This is a genomic window from Bacillus cabrialesii (assembly GCF_004124315.2).
Classification (GTDB): domain Bacteria; phylum Bacillota; class Bacilli; order Bacillales; family Bacillaceae; genus Bacillus; species Bacillus cabrialesii.
On record NZ_CP096889.1, the window covers coordinates 771,518 to 787,656 of the forward strand.

Here is a 16,139-nt window from a genome sequence, read left to right on the forward strand (position 1 = left end):
CTCTTTCTCCCTTTGTAAAAATGAAATGTACAAACCGACAAAAGACCTATAAAATAAGAAAGCTACCATGAGAGAACAGAAGGGTGAGAAGAGACCATGAGTTATAAATTGGGTGCGCTGCTTTTATCTATTTTATTCCTATTATCGGCGTGTTCTGATAGCGGAGCTTCTTCTGATAAGGATCAAGAAAAGCAAACCGTGAAGAAAGCGAGTGTTACGAAGCTGACGGAGCAGGAAGTTACATCTGCTTTGAAAAACGATATTGAATCAATTTTTAATGCATTTGACAAAGCGGGAAAAGAAAACGGCTGGAGCACGGCAAACAAGGCGGATTTCAGCAAGCTGCGGCCTGATGTGCTGCCTTATGCGACAGAGACATTTGCAGATCAGACGTTAAAGGATTTGGCTGAAGAGTACTATTGCGAGTGTGATGCTCCTTTTCAACCCGGCACTGATTTCGATGTGCGTTTTACATATGAACAGGACAAGAACAAGATAAAGGCTTCTTCAATAGATCCGGCAACAGAATTAAACAACATGGGGACTTCATGGACGTTTGAGCTGGTGAAGGAAGATGGCGATTGGAAGATAAACAAGTGGGACAGCAAGTCGCTTCAAGGTGATGATATCAAGCTGACAAAAGAAGAAGCGAAAACAATTCTGTCGAGAAACGTTGAAACGGCGGAATTTGTGAAGTCCTATGAGTCGAAAGCTGCCGGCGGAACAGCTTATCTTTTCGATGTAAAAAGTTCAAATGGGGAAAGACAGGCGGCGATCAGCTCCAAGGATACCAGTCTGGTGAGTGATCATGATAACGAGACTGAGGCTGCGGAGCAAGAAACAGCCCAAGCGGCTGAGGAAACAGCGTCGTCTGATACAGCGGATACACAGAGCAGTGAGCAGACAACGGGAAGCACAAAAGCAGATTATGCTGCGAAATTGTCTGCGACAGAAAAGAAAGAAAAGCACAATGATTATCAAAGTGATTATCAGATGATTGAGGATCATGGCTATAACTATCAAATGTGGGATGCATTGCTGAACGAGATATACGGCGTGCTGCAAAAGCAGCTTTCTGCTTCAGACATGGCGGCTTTAAAAATTGAACAGCTCCAATGGATTAAGGATAGGGATGCGGCGGCCCAGAAACGATATGATGAGGAGGGCGGCGGTTCATTATCCCGAGTCGTCCAAACGGAAGAGCTTGCAAAACAGACGAAAGAGCGCTGTTACGAGCTGGTGAATACGTATATGAAATAGAATGACATGGACCCTTGTGTAAAGGGTCTTTTTTGCGAAGAAAAACAAATTGACAGGATGAAAAAGCAATTTCTTCCTGTTGTATTGTTTTCAAAATTTGGGATTGATAGAATATGACATATCTTACAGAAAAGGAGGGAAGCCGTTGAGTCAAGCTATACCGTCTTCGCGTGTTGGTGTTAAGATTAATGAATGGTACAAGATGATTCGTCAATTCAGTGTTCCGGATGCTGAGGTTCTGAAAGCGGAGGTGGAGCAGGACATTCAGCAGATGGAAGAGGATCAGGATTTGCTGATCTATTATTCTCTGATGTGCTTTCGGCACCAGCTGATGCTGGATTATTTGGAGCCGGGGCAAACATACGGGAATCGCCCTACAGTGACAGAGCTTCTGGAAACGATTGAAACTCCTAAGAAAAAACTCACAGGTCTTTTGAAATATTACTCTTTGTTTTTCCGCGGCATGTATGAATTTGACCAGAAAGAATATGTGGAAGCGATTGGGTTTTATCGCGAGGCGGAGAAAGAACTGCCGTTTTTGTCAGATGAAATCGAGAAAGCGGAATTCCATTTTAAAGTGGCGGAAGCGTATTACCATATGAAGCAAACGCATGTGTCGATGCATCATATTCTTCAAGCCTTAGACATTTACCATCAACATCCCCTATACAGCATTAGAACCATACAAAGCTTGTTTGTGATCGCCGGCAACTATGATGATTTCAAACATTATGAAAGAGCGCTCCCGCATTTAGAAGCTGCGCTGCGATTGGCAATGGATATTCAAAACGACCGGTTTACCGCCATTTCCTTGTTGAACATTGCGAATAGTTATGACCGGTCAGGAAACTATCAGATGGCTGTACAATACTTTCAAAAAGCGGCGAAACTAAGCAGAGAAACGGTCACTGACCTGCTTCCAAAAGTCTTGTTTGGCTTAAGCTGGACATTATGTAAAGCAGGCAAAACACAGAAGGCGTTTCAGATGATAGAAGAAGGATTAGGCCATATTAGAACATATCCAAATACGGGTTCTCACAAATTTTATAAAGAATTGTATCTGTTCTTGCAGGCGGTGTACAAAGAGAGTGTTGATGAGACCAAAATCCTTGAGATGTTAGCCTATTTCGAAAAAAAGAACCTGCACGCTTACATTGAAGCATGCGCCCGAAGTGCTGCCGCTGTTTTTGAGAGCCGCTGTCTTTTTGAACACGCTGCCGTGTTTTATCGGAAAGTGCTGAAAGCCCAAGAAGATATTCAAAAAGGAGAGTGTTTATATGCTTATTAAGAAAAAAGTGATGATGTTCTTTGCTGTTACTCTAATTTTTGGAGGCATTTCGTTTCCATTCCTGACAAACTCCGGCGGCTTTAAGGAATCAACGGACCGAAACACGACGTATATTGATCGTTCCCCTGACAATAGTATCATTGATTTAGAGAAGAAAGCCCTTAGCTAGGGCTTTTTTCTTGCTTTGCGGTATATGCGGCAATTCCTTCTATTTCTAACGCAAGACACTCGAAACAACCAAACCATTTGAGGTATAATGGATAAAGTGAATCACAATTTACAGATTGATATATATGAAAGAGAGTGGAATATCATGGGCCGTAAGTGGAACAATATTAAAGAGAAGAAGGCGTCTAAGGACGCAAATACGAGTCGGATTTATGCGAAGTTTGGCCGTGAGATTTATGTGGCGGCGAAGCAGGGCGAGCCTGATCCGGAATCCAACCAGGCGCTGAAGGTTGTGCTGGAGCGCGCGAAGACGTACAGCGTACCGAAAAACATTATTGAACGTGCGATTGAGAAGGCGAAGGGCGGAGCGGAAGAGAATTTCGATGAGCTTCGTTATGAGGGCTTCGGTCCGAACGGATCAATGATCATCGTTGATGCGCTGACGAATAATGTAAACCGTACGGCTCCGGAAGTGCGCGCGGCGTTCGGGAAAAACGGCGGAAACATGGGTGTGAGCGGATCTGTTGCTTACATGTTTGATGCGACGGCTGTTATCGGTGTGGATGGCAAAACAGCTGACGAAGCGCTTGAAATCCTGATGGAAGCGGATGTCGATGTACGTGACATTTTAGAAGAGGATGACAGTGCCATCGTGTATACCGAGCCTGATCAATTCCATGCGGTGCAGGAGGCGTTTAAAAACGCGGGCGTTGAGGAATTCACGGTTGCCGAGCTGACAATGCTTGCGCAAAGTGAAGTGACGCTTCCGGATGATGCGAAGGAACAGTTTGAAAAATTGATCGACGCGCTAGAGGATCTGGAAGATGTTCAGCAGGTGTATCACAACGTTGATTTAGGTGAATAAGAAATGAGCAGGCTGTTATGGCCTGCTTTTTTTCTTGTCTTTGAATTTGTTTTAGTTGTTTTGGGCAGGCGCCTATACGATCTGTAAGTATCCTCATATTCTGGACTGTAACCTATGTGAAGGAGAGAGTGATGAATATGACTGATACAAGACATATGTATGGCGGACCTGGTTTTGGCCATTATTCGGGCTACGGCATGCAAGGCGGAGGCTATCCGGGCTATGGCATGCAGACTGCAGGCTATCCGGGGCCGGGCATGCAAGGTGCAGGCTTTCCGGGAACCGGCATGTACGGAGGAATGAGCGGATATCCGGGCTATGGCGCACCCGGAGGATACGGCGGTTATCCAAGCGGAGGCTATCCGGGCTCACCGGGACCTGTAAGTTATCCGAGCATGCATCATGAGAACGATGGGCATCACCACTATTATCACCATCATCATGATGGAAAAGATAATTATCACCACCACCATCATGACGGCAATTATGGTCACCATCACCATATGGGCCAATGGGGACAAGACGGCTATAAATAAAGATGTTATAAAAAGAGGCACTCTTGCAGCTCAAGAGTGTTTTTTATCTTTTTCTTGACTGTTCAGTCTGAAAACTGGTAACATTTGTTTAGGAGGTGATGATCATTTGGGGAGGAATAAAGAATTCGATACGGCCCTTGTTCTTCACAGAGCGATAGAGGTTTTTGGGGAATATGGCTACGAAGGCACGTCTCTTCAGGGGCTGCTCTCTCATTTAGGCATTGCGCGGCAGAGTTTGTATGATACGTATGGAACGAAGCGTGATTTGTTTTTGTCAGCTGTGAAAACGTATCTTGAGGGGAAAAACGCTGCTGTGATCGAAAGGCTTGAGGCGCCTGGATCTGTAAAGGATGCCATTCATGATATTTTTCAGGAGGGTGTCAATGTCCTTAAAGATCCGGAACGCGCGAAGGCGTGCTACATCATAAACAGCGCGATTGAACAGGTCCCGCATGATCCTGAGCTTGCCCGGTATTTTGAAGGGCAGTCCAAGCAGCTTGAGGACGCTTTTTATCAGGCGCTTTTAAGAGGGAAGGATCAAGGAGAATTGACTGGCGAAGACACTGATATATCAGCGCTTGCCCGTTATTTGAATCAGAGCAGGCTGTCTCTGACGTTTGTCGCTAAAGTGACGGCTGACCTGGACCGGCTTCAGGACCATGTTGACGTGAGTTTATCTGTACTTGACTAACTATATTTTTGGGTAAAGGCTGCTTTGCCCAGTTATATGCTTTTTGGACTGAATGGTCTGAAATAAAATATGAGGTGATGATGAATGTTGATGAATGAATTTGAAAAGGCGTGTGAAACATTGAGAAAGTTTATGGCGTATATGCTTGAGAAGGACATGAAGAGCTGGACGGAGCTGTGGGATGAGAATGCGGTATTTGAGTTTCCTTATGCGCCGGAGGGGTCACCAAAAAGAATTGAAGGAAAAGCGGCCATTTATGATTATATTAAAGATTATCCTGATCAAATTCATCTTTCTTCGTTTACGGCTCCGACAGTGTACCGCTCAGCAGATACGAATACGATCATCGCGGAGTTTCAATGTGACGGCCATGTGATTGAGACTGGGCTGCCTTATCGCCAAAGCTATATCAGTGTCATCGAAACGAGAGACGGCCGCATTATGCGTTATAAGGATTATTGGAATCCGCTTGTTGTAAAAGAAGCGTTTGGAGGATCATTTTTGCAAACAGAGGAGAGTGGAAAATGATGAAACAGCGGCCAATTTTAATCACAGGCGGGACCGGCACAACCGGAAGCCGAATCGCCAGCCGTTTAATAGAGCTCGGCTATAGGGTGCGAATTGCAAGCCGGAAAAAGGGTGAGCTTGCTGATGCTGAGTATGTGTATTTTGATTGGAATGACGCCTCCAGTTTTACGACTGCTTTGGAACAGGTCAAACAGATCTATCTTGTTGCCCCGGTTGGTGTGTTTGACCCGGCTCCTTATGTGCTCCCGTTTTTAAAAGAGGCAAAGCGGCTCGGTGCTGAACGTGTGGTGATGCTTAGCGCGTCTGTTGTCCCTGAGAATGGCCCTGTGTTTGGCGCGCTTCATCAGGCAGTGCGTGAGTTTCCAGAATGGACGGTGCTCCGGCCTTCTTACTTTATGCAAAACTTCATCAATGTCCAGTATCGCATGTCTATTCAAACGGAGGGGCGCATCATCACGGCTTCTGGTGAAGGAAAACTTGGGTTTATTGACGCTGATGACATCGCAGAAACAGCCGTCAGGGCTTTGATTGATGATGTTCCTCATCAAACACATCATATTCTGACAGGTCCTGAGGCGCTGAGCTATGCCGAAGCGGCGGAGATCATCGGAGCTGCGGCGGGACGCCGGGTGGAGCATGTCAGCATTTCTTGTTCCGAGCTGCAGCATAAAATGGAGGAAGCAGGTTTGCCGGCGGATTATGCCCATTTTATGGCGGGGCTGGATGAAGCGATCCGCCACGGTGCGGAACATCGGGTAACGGATACAGTGAAGCATGTGACGGGAAAAGAACCCCGTTCACTGACTGAGTTTGCGGCTGCTCATACCGCATACTGGAAACGTTGATTTTATTTTGGACTGATTGATCTAGAAAGACCTTCGGCTCTGCCGAAGGTCTTCTTTTTATCGATTGAATTGAAAAAGCTTAGCCGCGTTTTCAGTGCCGATTTTGTATCGGTCTGTTTCACTGATTGGACATTGGTCAAACCAGGAAGAGATCTCTTCCATCGTTTCATACGGGTAGTCGACCGAGAATAGGATGCGGTCTGAGCCGACCTCTAACAATGTATCAATTAAGGCCTGTGTTCTGAACACGCCGCTAGTTGTGAGATAAAAGTTGTTGCGAAGGTATTCAGTCGGCGCTTTCTTATGGTTTCCATGGGTTTCAGGACGCTGATGGCGCAGTCTGTGTTCCACTCGCGGCAATGTAAACGGCAGCCCCTCGCCCAAGTGTCCGAGGATCACAGTCAAATCAGGATATTCATCGAAAAGGCCGCTGAGCATCAGGCGAATGGCATGTGTCGCTGTTTCAAAACCGAAGCCCCATGCTGAGCCGAGGAGGCCTTCGTAGCCTTCATAGATGCGCTGCTGATGCGGCAGCGGGATACGCGGATGCAGATAGACGGGAACCTGCAGCTGTGCGGCTTTTTCCCAGAAAGGGCGCACCTGGGGCTCGTCTAAATATTGGGCGGTGTTTTCGTCACCGATGTTGCTGTATCCGTTAACCAAGGCACCCACAAACCCGAGCTCGTTTACTGCCCGTTCGAGTTCCTTCGCGGCTTCTTCAGGATCTTGAAGCGGCACCGCCGCAAATGCTTTAAAGCGGTCAGGGTGCTTAGCAACGAAGAATTCCGCAGCGTGATCATTCATTTGCTTTGCAAGTTTCACAGCTCTGTCAGGGTCAGTGATGCCTTCAATTCCAGGCTGTGTCAATGAGAGAATTGACGTTTGGATGCCGTTTCGATCCATGTCTTCAATCCGTTTTTCGAACTCCTGCAATCGTTTTTGGACAGCGCTGAAATACTCATCGTCAGTAAAATTGTGGCTTCCTGTAGCCGGAAAGTCAGGAGATTCCCAATGCTCTTCTAATGCGATTTTTCCTTTCATGCAAAAGACTCCTCTCTTCATCATAGCGGGTGAGAACAGATAGAGTGCACTCATATACGTAACGAAGCTTCGCTTAGGTCGTTATTGAACATTATGTTCATTACTTTACATCGTGTACAGGATGTATGTTCATGGTACAGTAGATTTTGAGAATAGGTCAATAAACAGAGAACGCCCAAATGTATAGAAGTAGACACATGCGAATGATTTGTTCATAAGAAAATGAAAGTTAGACGGGGAGGAAAAAAATGTCTAAAAAGCACAAAGTCGATCCGAGAATCAGACGAACAAACAAATATTTAAGAGATGCTTTAATCGCCCTTCTGAAAGAAAAAGATGCCAACTCGATTACGATTCAGGAAATTACGGAAAAAGCGGATTTGACCCGCGGCACCTTCTATTTGCATTATCAGGATAAACAGGATTTTTTGTTTCAAAGCATGACCGAGGTTCTTGATGATTTGATCCGGCAGGTAAAGCCCGAAACACTGGACAAACCGGTCAGTATTGATGAGGATCATCCGCCTGTATCTTTTGTAAAGCTTTTTGAGTACATCCATGAACATGCCGAATACTTCCAAGTGATGCTGAGCGACAGGGGTTTGCCGCAATTCAGAAGTCTTATGGCGGAGTTCGTTCAGAAACGGATTTACGAGGAATTGCTTTCATCGATTGAGGAATCAGAGAAAACGCTGCAGGTGCCGAAAGAGATACTTGTCAGCTATATTGCGTCCGCTCATATCGGGGTGATTTGTTCCTGGCTGGAGAGCGGCATGAAGTACAGTCCGTTGTTTATGGCGAATCAATTAACGCGTTTAACACTGCTGGGCCCGCTCCGTATTGCGGGGATTGAGGAGCAGATCAAGCTTCCTTATTAGCGGTTTCAGTCATAATCATGCCTCCCGCCTCATACCTATTAAGGTCATTGCTTTTGAGAAAGGAGGAGCCGAAATGAAGGATATGCAGCCGTTTACGCCTGTCAAATCATACACACCCTTTCACAGCCGTTTTGATCCCTGTCCGCCCATAGGGAAGAAATATTACAGAACGCCGCCTCACCTCTATATGACCTTTCAGCCTGAGCATATGGAGCAGTTTTCGCCGATGGAGGCTTTAAGGAAAGGCACCCTTTGGAAGGATCTCTATGATTTTTATGAAAACCCTTATCGAGGGGGAGACGCGCATGGCAAAAAAGGTTGATGCTGAATATTACCGTCAGCTTGAGCAAATCCAGGCCGCAGATTTTGTGCTTGTTGAGCTAAGCCTTTATTTAAATACACATCCTCATGATGAAGACGCGCTGAAGCAATTCAATCAATATTCCGGCTATTCAAGGCACTTGAAAAGACAGTTCGAATCCTCTTACGGGCCGCTTCTACAGTTCGGCAACAGCCCCGCGGGCGAGGATTGGGATTGGGGCAAAGGGCCATGGCCGTGGCAAGTATAAGGAGGAATGCCTGAATGTGGGTGTATGAAAAGAAGCTGCAATATCCTGTTAAAGTCAGTACGTGCAACCCGACGCTGGCGAAATATTTGATTGAGCAGTATGGCGGAGCGGACGGCGAGCTGGCCGCGGCTCTCCGGTATTTGAACCAGCGGTATACAATTCCTGATAAGGTCATCGGCCTTTTAACCGATATCGGCACGGAGGAATTCGCCCATTTGGAAATGATTGCGACCATGGTCTATAAGTTAACGAAAGACGCGACGCCGGAGCAGCTGCGTGAAGCGGGGCTTGGCGACCATTACGTCAATCATGACAGCGCGCTATTTTACCACAATGCGGCGGGTGCGCCGTTTACAGCGACTTATATTCAGGCGAAGGGCGATCCGATTGCCGATTTATATGAAGACATTGCGGCAGAGGAAAAAGCGCGGGCGACGTATCAATGGCTGATTGATATCTCGGATGATCCTGATTTGAACGATTCCCTGCGTTTTTTGCGTGAGCGTGAAATTGTGCACTCCATGCGCTTCAGGGAAGCGGTGGAAATTTTAAAAGAAGAGCGGGACAAAAAGAAGATTTTCTAATGGGCAGATTGGCCTCTCTTTCATACCCCCTTTTACATACAGAGAAAATGGTCTGTTTTTGCGGTTTGGTCTGCATTATAATCAAGGTGTGTGTGCAAGCTTACTTTTGATTGGGAGGCCTTTATGTCAGCTTTTAAGATGAAGAACGAAACAATTGCAGATGGATTTTACGCGTGTCCGGCCGTGTATGAGGACGCAGAAGCGATTACGGGATTGCTTGTCCGAACAGCTGAATGGCTCCGGGATCGGGGTTCAACCCAATGGAGCGGCCTGCTGGAAGGCCAAGATACACATGATATCACGGGTTCAATTGCAGATGGACATGTGTTTGTGTTTAAAAAAGACGAAGAGCTTGCGGCTGTCGTGATGCTGCTTCCGGAACCGAGCGAGTGGGACCGAAAGCTTTGGGGAGAGGATGGACATGAGGCGTCCATTTATTTGCATCGCCTCGCAGTCAGCCGCCAGTTTGCCGGACAGGGGCTTGGAGCGCGTGTTCTTCAATGGGCGGAGACGGGTATACACTTTCCGGAGAAAACACGGATCCGGCTTGACTGTGTCGCTGATAATGACGCCTTGCACTCCTTTTACCGGCGAATGGGATATGAATTTATGGGTGCTGATGCATCCGGATATCATTTGTTTGAGAAAGAGATTTCGGCAGAATAAGCGTCCTTCGCAGGAGGCTTTTTTTGTCTTTTTCGAAAAGGGAGGACAGGCGATGTGGACAATTTTATTTGTGACAGGGATCGTGACGGCTTGTCTGTTCGCTGGCGTATCTGTTTTTTTGCGGATGAAGCTTCCTGACAAAAGGTGGCCGGAATGGTTATTGGCCGGGCTGGTTGCACTTGGTGTGCTTGCGATCTGGTACAGTCTCGTATATGTACGCGGCTGGGAGGGGGCTGCGCTCGGAATGCTCGGGTTCAATGTCATGTGCGGAGCGGCTGCGGGATATTTGATCGGAAGGGCCATCCTGCGATACATGAAAAAATAAGGCGTGAGGCTGTCTCTCATGATGTCGAATTTTTCACAGAGCGGCAGGAATTTTCTTTCGAAAGGAGAAATACTTATTACTTTAAAATGAAAACGTTTTCTATAGCGGGAAGGTGATGTTGATGATACACAGTGTGGCGAATGGGCTGAATCGTTTTTGTACGTGGGTGATGAGACTGGCCTATTTGAATGTGCTATGGATTTTGTTTTCTCTTGCAGGTCTGGTTGTGTTTGGATTGATGCCTGCTACTGCGGCGATGTTTTCGGTGGCGAGGGAATGGGCGAAGGGGAACACGGATGCCCCGGTGTTTGCTGTCTTTTTTCGGGCCTTTAAAAAAGAGTGGCGGGCAGCGCAAATCCTCGGGCTTATTGTTGTGACGGCCGGCCTGTTTCTGTTTGCGGATATGCGGATTGCGGCTCAGATGAATCAGCCTGTGCTCGTCAATGTGTTTCTGAGCATCAGCTTGATTTTCGCGTTAGTGGTGCTGTATGTGTTCCCGGTGTTTTCTCATTTTGATGTGAAAATCAGAGAGGTGCTGAGCATCAGCTTTTTGATTGCCTTCAGCCGTCCGGCGGTGACGCTCCTGATGGCGGCGGGCGCTGTCGGTGTGTTGTTTCTCGTGCTGTTTCATGTCACGTTTCTGCTGTTTTTCAGCGGGAGTTTGCTTAGCCTGATCTTAACGAAATTATCTTTTAAAGCGTTTCAGTCAATGGATCAGCGGCAGGAGAAAGAAAAGGCGGCATGAAAAAAAGAGTTGCCGGCTGGTACAGGCGGATGAAGATTAAGGATAAGCTGTTTGTGTTCCTTTCACTGATTATGGCCGTGTCCTTTCTGTTTGTATACAGCGGGGTGCAGTACGCCTTTCATGTGTATGATGAGCAGATTTACCGCAAATCCTCGGAGGTGCTGCGGATGTCTTCAGAAAGGATTGAAGACGAGCTGAAGAAGATAGAGGATGTGTCATATGAAATCATTACGGACGAACAGATTCAGCGCATCCTGAGCATGCAAAACCGTGATGATTCGTACGATCAGTATCAAATGAAGCAGGAGCTGTGGGATCAGCTGGCGGAATATGCCGGAGATGAAAAGTACATCGACTCCATTCATTTGATCGATGCCCGCGGCTCAGAGTATTCAGCGGGAAGCAGTTCTTCCGATCTTTTAAAGCAAGAGCAGGAAGAGGTGTTCAAACGAGCCAAGGCGAAAAATGGCAGAAACCTTTGGATGACGCTGGGCGGTTCAGATCCTATTCTGATTTCAGCGCGGCAGATCCGATCCTATCACCAGCTGCGTTTGAACGGCTTGGGCATGGTGCTGATCCAGGTCAATGTGAAACAAATGATTCGTGATTTGCCGAAGGATTGGGGCGATTCCGTCGGAGACATCATGATCGCTGACAAAGGCGGGAATTTGGTATATTCGGCACATGCATCTGTGCTTGCGCCTGAGGCGGCAAAGGAGACGCTAAAGCACCCCGGTTATGACCTGATAAAAAAGAATGGCAAACGGTACTTTATTTCTTTCCTTCAATCATCCTATCAAAATTGGAGCTACTATAACGTCATCCCCTTTGATCAGATGTTCGAAAAAATTTCCTTTATGAAAACAGTGATCGGCACGTGTTTTCTTCTGTTTTTCTGTGTGGTTTTGCTTTTCGGAAGAAAGATCGCCAACAGTATCACGGAGCCGATCGAGCAGCTTGTATCCGCGATGAAATCGGTGCAGGACGGCGGGATAGAAGCGGGGGTATCGCTTTCTCTGCCGGAACATACACAGGATGAAGCCGGCATGCTGAACCGCCATTTTGCGGTCATGATGAAACGGATTAACGAGCTGATGGAAGAAAATGTGGAAAAACAGCTCATCATTAAAGAAACTGAATTGAAGGCGCTGCAAGCCCAGATCAACCCGCATTTTTTATATAACACGCTTGAATCCATCAATTGGCTGGCAAAGGCGAATCAGCAAAAGCAAATCTCAAAAATGGTGGAATCGCTCGGTTTTCTTCTGCGAAACAGCATACATATGAAGAAAGATACAGTGAGCATTCAGGATGAGGCGGATATCGTCCTTCACTATATGACGATTCAGCGGTTTCGATTTGAAGAGCGCCTGAACTTCACTTTGGATATCGATGAAGAAGTGAAGGATTGTCTCATTCCGAAACTGACGCTCCAGCCGCTTGCGGAAAATGCGATTCAATACGCGCTGGAACCCTTCACAAGACCATGCGCTATCCGGGTTCAGGCGAAAAAGACGAAGGACGGTGTCTGTATTACGGTCGAAGATAACGGCCCTGGCATGGATGTACGGATGCTTGAAACAACTGGCGGAAGAGGAATCGGGCTTTGGAATATACGTGAACGCATCCGGCTGACATACGGAGAGCCGTACGGTTTGCGCATTCAAAGTGAAGAAGGAAAGGGAACGAGGATTGTGATCACAATACCGTGCCGAAATGAGGTGGCGTGATGTATAAGATACTGCTGGCTGATGATGAGAGGATTATTCTTGACGGAATGGCAGGAATCATTGAGTGGGAGGCGCTTGGCGCTTCATTGATCGGAAAAGCGCAGAACGGAAATGAAGCATATGAGAAGATTTTACATAAGCAGCCGCATATCGTCATCACAGATATCAAAATGCCCGGCATGGACGGGCTTGAGCTGATCAAAAAGGTGTCAGCCGTCAGTCCGTCGGTTCAATTTATCGTCCTGTCCGGGTTTGGAGAGTTTGAGTACGCCAAGGAAGCTATGAAATACGGAGTGAAGCATTATTTGCTGAAGCCCTGTAATGAACAGCAAATTGTCAGCTCGCTGGAGGACATCATGGCCGAGCTGAAGCAGCTTGATGTGCGGAAAAAGAAAACCGCTCATTTGAAACATGAGCTCAATCATATCCGCTCCTTTGCCGCCGATCAATACTTGGAAGGTTTGATCGCCGGCGTAGCCCAGCTGTCTCCGCCGCCTTCACTTGCCGAAAAAAAGGTTCGCCTCCTGATTTTAAAAGGGGAACAATCTGTTGATGCCGCGGCCAAAGAGGCATTCGGTCCGGCGCTGACAGCGGTTTGCAGCAGCGGAGAATGGACCGTGCTCGCCGTAGATGTGAACGCCGCTGACAAGGCGGCGGACGTTTTTGCGAACCGCCAGATGGCCATCAGCCAGGCGGGAGAACTTCGGAACGCGGGGCAGCTGTTTCGTGACACAGCCGAAGCGTCTGGTGACCTGCACGGAAGCGCAGTGATTTCGAAAATGATCAGGCTCGTTGCCGACGAGCTCGGAAATCCGAATCTCTCTTTAAAATGGGCGGCGAAGGATATGCTGTTTATGAATCCTGATTATCTCGGGAAATTATTTAAGCAGGAAACAGGCGAGAAATTTTCCCAATACGTTACGCGGGTGCGTCTTGAGCATGCAATGAAACAGATGAAAATAAGGCGGGACGTGAGTGTATCAGAGATCGCGGAAGAAATCGGGTTTGGTGATAATCCGAAGTATTTCAGTCTCGTTTTTAAAAAATATACCGGTTTGACACCGTCAGAATTCAGAAGAAAACAGGGAGGCGCTTCCGCGGGGTAGCCATCTCTGTTTTTTTTACTTTCGCCACTGTTTTTTGAGTGTTTCACCCCATTTAAACGCTTTAAAATAATTGTAAGCACTTACATCAAAGGAGGGATAGGTTTGAAGAAGATTTGTTACGTGCTGTTATCGCTTGTCTGCGTCTTTATTTTCAGCGGATGTTCTGCGGGCGAAGAGGCATCGGGAAAAAAAGAAGACATTACGCTCAGAATCGCGTGGTGGGGCGGGCAGCCAAGGCATGATTATACAACAAAGGTAATTGAACTGTACGAGAAAAAGAATCCGCACGTCCATATTGAAGCGGAATTTGCGAACTGGGATGACTACTGGAAAAAGCTCGCGCCGATGTCTGCCGCCGGCCAGCTTCCAGATGTCATTCAAATGGATACCGCTTATTTGGCACAATACGGCAAGAAGAACCAGCTGGAGGATTTAACGCCTTATACAAAGGATGGAACGATTGATGTCAGTTCTATCGATGAGAATATGCTGTCAGGCGGAAAAATTGACAATAAGCTCTATGGGTTTACGCTAGGCGTCAACGTGCTCTCTGTGATTGCGAATGATGATTTGCTGAAAAAAGCCGGTGTGTCCATCAATCAGGAAAACTGGAAGTGGGAGGATTACGAGAAGCTGGCGTATGATCTTCAGGAAAAAGCCGGCGTCTACGGCTCTAACGGAATGCATCCGCCTGATATTTTCTTCCCTTATTATTTGCGCACGAAGGGTGAGCGTTTTTATAAAGAAGACGGCACAGGCCTCGCGTATCAGGATGATCAGCTGTTTGTCGATTATTTTAAAAGGCAGCTGAGGCTGGTGAAAGCGAAAACCTCCCCAACGCCTGATGAAAGCGCACAGATTAAAGGGATGGAGGATGACTTTATCGTCAAAGGCAAATCAGCGATTACGTGGAACTACTCCAATCAATATTTGGGCTTTGCCCAGCTGACAGACTCGCCGCTGTCTCTTTATCTGCCGCCGGAGCAAATGAAGGAAAAGGCGCTGACGATGAAGCCAAGTATGCTGTTTTCGATTCCGAAAAGCTCTGAGCATAAAAAAGAGGCCGCAAAGTTTATCGACTTCTTCGTCAACAATGAAGAAGCCAATATGCTGATCAAAGGCGAGCGGGGTGTACCTGTATCCGACAAGGTGGCGGACGCGATTAAACCGAAGCTGAATGAGGAAGAAGCCAACATTGTGGAATATGTAGAAACCGCATCGAAAAACATCAGCAAAGCCGATCCGCCGGAGCCTGTGGGAAGCGCGGAGGTCATCAAGCTGCTGAAAGACACATCTGATCAGATTCTATATCAGAAGGTATCGCCGGAAAAAGCCGCCAAAACGTTCCGGAAGCAGGCCAATGAGATATTAGAGAGGAATAATTGACGGGAAATGGGGCTGACGCAATGAAAAAAAGCCGGAGCATGAGAAAAGACAATCTGGCGGGATATGCTTTTATTTCTCCGTTTATTATCGGGTTCCTTTGTTTTACGGTGATTCCGATGGGGGCGTCCCTGTTTCTGTCCTTCACAAGCTATGACTTGTTTACGGCGCCGAAGTGGATCGGGCTCGACAACTACAAGGAAATGTTTACGGGTGACGAAAAGTATTGGCAGTCGCTGAAGGTGACGTTTACGTATGTGCTTGCCGGGGTGCCGCTCCGCCTCGGCTTCGCGCTTTTTATCGCTGTCATTTTAAACAATGCATCAAAAGGAACGGCGATTTACAGAACGCTCTTTTATCTGCCTTCCATCATCGGCGGGAGCGTGGCCGTGGCGATTATGTGGCGCAATATTTTCGGCAATGACGGGGTCATCAATGCGCTTTTGTTTTTTGTTGGGATTGATCAAAAAATTCTTTGGTACCAGGACCCGACAAGCGCGCTGTGGACATTGATTCTGCTATCGGTTTGGCAGTTCGGGTCATCGATGCTGATTTTTCTGGCCGGCTTGAAAAACATTCCGTCTTCGTATTTGGAGGCGGCCAGCGTGGACGGGGCAAATCGGGTGCAGCGTTTCTTTAAGATCACGCTTCCGATCCTCACGCCGATTATTTTCTTTAACCTGGTGATGCAGACGATTTCCGCTTTCATGACATTTACACCCGCTTATATCATTTCGAAGGGCGAGGGTGGGCCGCTTGACGGGACGCTTTTATATTCGCTCTATTTGTTCCAGCGGGCGTTTAACTATTTTCAAATGGGCTACGCATCGGCGATGGCGTGGATCATGCTTATCATTGTCGGGCTGATTACGCTGATTTTGTTTAAAACATCGTCATATTGGGTTCATTACGAGTCAAAGGAGGAATGACG

General features: G+C 47.2%; 19 protein-coding genes and 1 pseudogene. 19 read left to right on the forward strand and 1 reads right to left on the reverse strand.

Annotated elements, in window-relative coordinates:
- The first annotated feature begins 96 nt into the window (after positions 1 to 96).
- The 8 genes from EFK13_RS03950 (at position 97) to EFK13_RS03985 (ending at position 6,181) form a co-directional block, all read left to right on the forward strand.
- A complete protein-coding gene (locus EFK13_RS03950) occupies positions 97 to 1,260 on the forward strand; it encodes a lysozyme inhibitor LprI family protein (RefSeq protein WP_129506467.1) in 1,164 nt (387 codons plus the stop codon).
- Between the two features lie 145 nt (positions 1,261 to 1,405).
- Positions 1,406 to 2,548, forward strand: coding sequence for a response regulator aspartate phosphatase RapH (rapH, locus tag EFK13_RS03955; protein WP_129506466.1), 1,143 nt, complete (start codon positions 1,406 to 1,408; stop codon positions 2,546 to 2,548).
- Positions 2,538 to 2,717, forward strand: a complete 180-nt coding sequence (phrH, locus tag EFK13_RS03960; protein WP_129506465.1) for a phosphatase RapH inhibitor PhrH — start codon at positions 2,538 to 2,540, stop codon at positions 2,715 to 2,717. The genes rapH and phrH overlap by 11 nt, the downstream gene beginning before the upstream one ends.
- 144 nt (positions 2,718 to 2,861) lie before the next feature.
- Positions 2,862 to 3,581, forward strand: a complete 720-nt coding sequence (locus EFK13_RS03965; RefSeq protein WP_129506512.1) for a YebC/PmpR family DNA-binding transcriptional regulator — start codon at positions 2,862 to 2,864, stop codon at positions 3,579 to 3,581.
- A 137-nt stretch (positions 3,582 to 3,718) separates the two neighbouring features.
- Positions 3,719 to 4,117 carry a spore coat protein gene (locus EFK13_RS03970; RefSeq protein WP_129506511.1) on the forward strand — a complete coding sequence of 133 codons (399 nt, stop codon included), beginning with the start codon at positions 3,719 to 3,721 and terminating at the stop codon, positions 4,115 to 4,117.
- 106 nt (positions 4,118 to 4,223) lie between these two features.
- Positions 4,224 to 4,808, forward strand: coding sequence for a TetR/AcrR family transcriptional regulator (locus EFK13_RS03975; RefSeq protein WP_129506464.1), 585 nt, complete (start codon positions 4,224 to 4,226; stop codon positions 4,806 to 4,808).
- Positions 4,809 to 4,892: 84 nt separating this feature from the next.
- Positions 4,893 to 5,336: a nuclear transport factor 2 family protein gene (locus tag EFK13_RS03980; protein WP_129506463.1), complete on the forward strand. Its 444-nt coding sequence runs from the start codon at positions 4,893 to 4,895 to the stop codon at positions 5,334 to 5,336.
- Positions 5,333 to 6,181 carry an NmrA family NAD(P)-binding protein gene (locus tag EFK13_RS03985; RefSeq protein WP_129506462.1) on the forward strand — a complete coding sequence of 283 codons (849 nt, stop codon included), beginning with the start codon at positions 5,333 to 5,335 and terminating at the stop codon, positions 6,179 to 6,181. The genes EFK13_RS03980 and EFK13_RS03985 overlap by 4 nt, the downstream gene beginning before the upstream one ends.
- Positions 6,182 to 6,238: 57 nt before the next feature.
- Here the strand turns inward: EFK13_RS03985 and EFK13_RS03990 are convergent, their stop codons facing one another.
- The gene (locus EFK13_RS03990; RefSeq protein WP_129506461.1) at positions 6,239 to 7,222 is read right to left on the reverse strand and encodes an amidohydrolase family protein; all 984 of its coding nucleotides are present in this window, start codon (positions 7,220 to 7,222) and stop codon (positions 6,239 to 6,241) included.
- 248 nt (positions 7,223 to 7,470) lie between these two features.
- On the opposite strand from EFK13_RS03990, the gene EFK13_RS03995 reads away from it, so the two are divergent.
- The 11 genes and pseudogenes from EFK13_RS03995 to EFK13_RS04045 all read left to right on the forward strand — a co-directional run bounded on the left by EFK13_RS03995 (position 7,471) and on the right by EFK13_RS04045 (position 16,137).
- Positions 7,471 to 8,100, forward strand: a complete 630-nt coding sequence (locus EFK13_RS03995) for a TetR/AcrR family transcriptional regulator (protein ID WP_129506460.1) — start codon at positions 7,471 to 7,473, stop codon at positions 8,098 to 8,100.
- Between the two features lie 73 nt (positions 8,101 to 8,173).
- Positions 8,174 to 8,422, forward strand: a complete 249-nt coding sequence (gene cotJA / locus EFK13_RS04000; protein ID WP_129506459.1) for a spore coat-associated protein CotJA — start codon at positions 8,174 to 8,176, stop codon at positions 8,420 to 8,422.
- Positions 8,406 to 8,669 carry a spore coat protein CotJB gene (gene cotJB, locus EFK13_RS04005; RefSeq protein ID WP_014663114.1) on the forward strand — a complete coding sequence of 88 codons (264 nt, stop codon included), beginning with the start codon at positions 8,406 to 8,408 and terminating at the stop codon, positions 8,667 to 8,669. Before cotJA ends, cotJB begins: the two co-directional genes overlap by 17 nt.
- A 14-nt stretch (positions 8,670 to 8,683) precedes the next feature.
- The gene (gene cotJC / locus EFK13_RS04010) at positions 8,684 to 9,253 is read left to right on the forward strand and encodes a spore coat protein CotJC (protein WP_014663115.1); all 570 of its coding nucleotides are present in this window, start codon (positions 8,684 to 8,686) and stop codon (positions 9,251 to 9,253) included.
- 123 nt (positions 9,254 to 9,376) lie between these two features.
- Positions 9,377 to 9,919 (forward strand): GNAT family N-acetyltransferase, encoded by a 543-nt coding sequence (locus EFK13_RS04015; RefSeq protein WP_129506458.1) that lies wholly within the window; start codon positions 9,377 to 9,379, stop codon positions 9,917 to 9,919.
- 23 nt (positions 9,920 to 9,942) lie between these two features.
- Positions 9,943 to 10,244, forward strand: a pseudogene (locus EFK13_RS04020) (YesK-like family protein).
- A 115-nt stretch (positions 10,245 to 10,359) separates the two neighbouring features.
- The gene (locus EFK13_RS04025) at positions 10,360 to 10,989 is read left to right on the forward strand and encodes a YesL family protein (RefSeq protein WP_129506456.1); all 630 of its coding nucleotides are present in this window, start codon (positions 10,360 to 10,362) and stop codon (positions 10,987 to 10,989) included.
- Positions 10,986 to 12,719: a cache domain-containing sensor histidine kinase gene (locus tag EFK13_RS04030; RefSeq protein WP_129506455.1), complete on the forward strand. Its 1,734-nt coding sequence runs from the start codon at positions 10,986 to 10,988 to the stop codon at positions 12,717 to 12,719. Before EFK13_RS04025 ends, EFK13_RS04030 begins: the two co-directional genes overlap by 4 nt.
- Positions 12,719 to 13,825 carry a response regulator transcription factor gene (locus EFK13_RS04035; protein WP_129506454.1) on the forward strand — a complete coding sequence of 369 codons (1,107 nt, stop codon included), beginning with the start codon at positions 12,719 to 12,721 and terminating at the stop codon, positions 13,823 to 13,825. The genes EFK13_RS04030 and EFK13_RS04035 overlap by 1 nt, the downstream gene beginning before the upstream one ends.
- A gap of 102 nt (positions 13,826 to 13,927) precedes the next feature.
- On the forward strand, positions 13,928 to 15,211 hold the full coding sequence (locus EFK13_RS04040; RefSeq protein WP_129506453.1) for an ABC transporter substrate-binding protein: 1,284 nt from the start codon (positions 13,928 to 13,930) through the stop codon (positions 15,209 to 15,211).
- Positions 15,208 to 16,137: a carbohydrate ABC transporter permease gene (locus tag EFK13_RS04045; RefSeq protein ID WP_072182254.1), complete on the forward strand. Its 930-nt coding sequence runs from the start codon at positions 15,208 to 15,210 to the stop codon at positions 16,135 to 16,137. The genes EFK13_RS04040 and EFK13_RS04045 overlap by 4 nt, the downstream gene beginning before the upstream one ends.
- The last annotated feature ends 2 nt before the right edge of the window (positions 16,138 to 16,139 follow it).

What these genes read in the sequence shown, in the direction of transcription:
- EFK13_RS03985 (WP_129506462.1), top strand. Translation starts at nt 5,333, where the DNA reads ATGATGAAACAGCGGCCAATTTTAATCACAGGCGGGACCGGCACAACC.
- EFK13_RS03980 (WP_129506463.1), top strand. Translation starts at nt 4,893, where the DNA reads ATGTTGATGAATGAATTTGAAAAGGCGTGTGAAACATTGAGAAAGTTT.
- EFK13_RS03965 (WP_129506512.1), top strand. Translation starts at nt 2,862, where the DNA reads ATGGGCCGTAAGTGGAACAATATTAAAGAGAAGAAGGCGTCTAAGGAC.
- cotJB (WP_014663114.1), top strand. Translation starts at nt 8,406, where the DNA reads ATGGCAAAAAAGGTTGATGCTGAATATTACCGTCAGCTTGAGCAAATC.
- EFK13_RS04025 (WP_129506456.1), top strand. Translation starts at nt 10,360, where the DNA reads ATGTTGATGATACACAGTGTGGCGAATGGGCTGAATCGTTTTTGTACG.
- cotJA (WP_129506459.1), top strand. Translation starts at nt 8,174, where the DNA reads ATGAAGGATATGCAGCCGTTTACGCCTGTCAAATCATACACACCCTTT.
- cotJC (WP_014663115.1), top strand. Translation starts at nt 8,684, where the DNA reads ATGTGGGTGTATGAAAAGAAGCTGCAATATCCTGTTAAAGTCAGTACG.
- EFK13_RS04030 (WP_129506455.1), top strand. Translation starts at nt 10,986, where the DNA reads ATGAAAAAAAGAGTTGCCGGCTGGTACAGGCGGATGAAGATTAAGGAT.
- phrH (WP_129506465.1), top strand. Translation starts at nt 2,538, where the DNA reads ATGCTTATTAAGAAAAAAGTGATGATGTTCTTTGCTGTTACTCTAATT.
- EFK13_RS03995 (WP_129506460.1), top strand. Translation starts at nt 7,471, where the DNA reads ATGTCTAAAAAGCACAAAGTCGATCCGAGAATCAGACGAACAAACAAA.
- EFK13_RS03950 (WP_129506467.1), top strand. Translation starts at nt 97, where the DNA reads ATGAGTTATAAATTGGGTGCGCTGCTTTTATCTATTTTATTCCTATTA.
- EFK13_RS03970 (WP_129506511.1), top strand. Translation starts at nt 3,719, where the DNA reads ATGACTGATACAAGACATATGTATGGCGGACCTGGTTTTGGCCATTAT.
- EFK13_RS03990 (WP_129506461.1), bottom strand. Translation starts at nt 7,222, where the DNA reads ATGAAAGGAAAAATCGCATTAGAAGAGCATTGGGAATCTCCTGACTTT.
- EFK13_RS04015 (WP_129506458.1), top strand. Translation starts at nt 9,377, where the DNA reads ATGTCAGCTTTTAAGATGAAGAACGAAACAATTGCAGATGGATTTTAC.
- EFK13_RS04035 (WP_129506454.1), top strand. Translation starts at nt 12,719, where the DNA reads ATGTATAAGATACTGCTGGCTGATGATGAGAGGATTATTCTTGACGGA.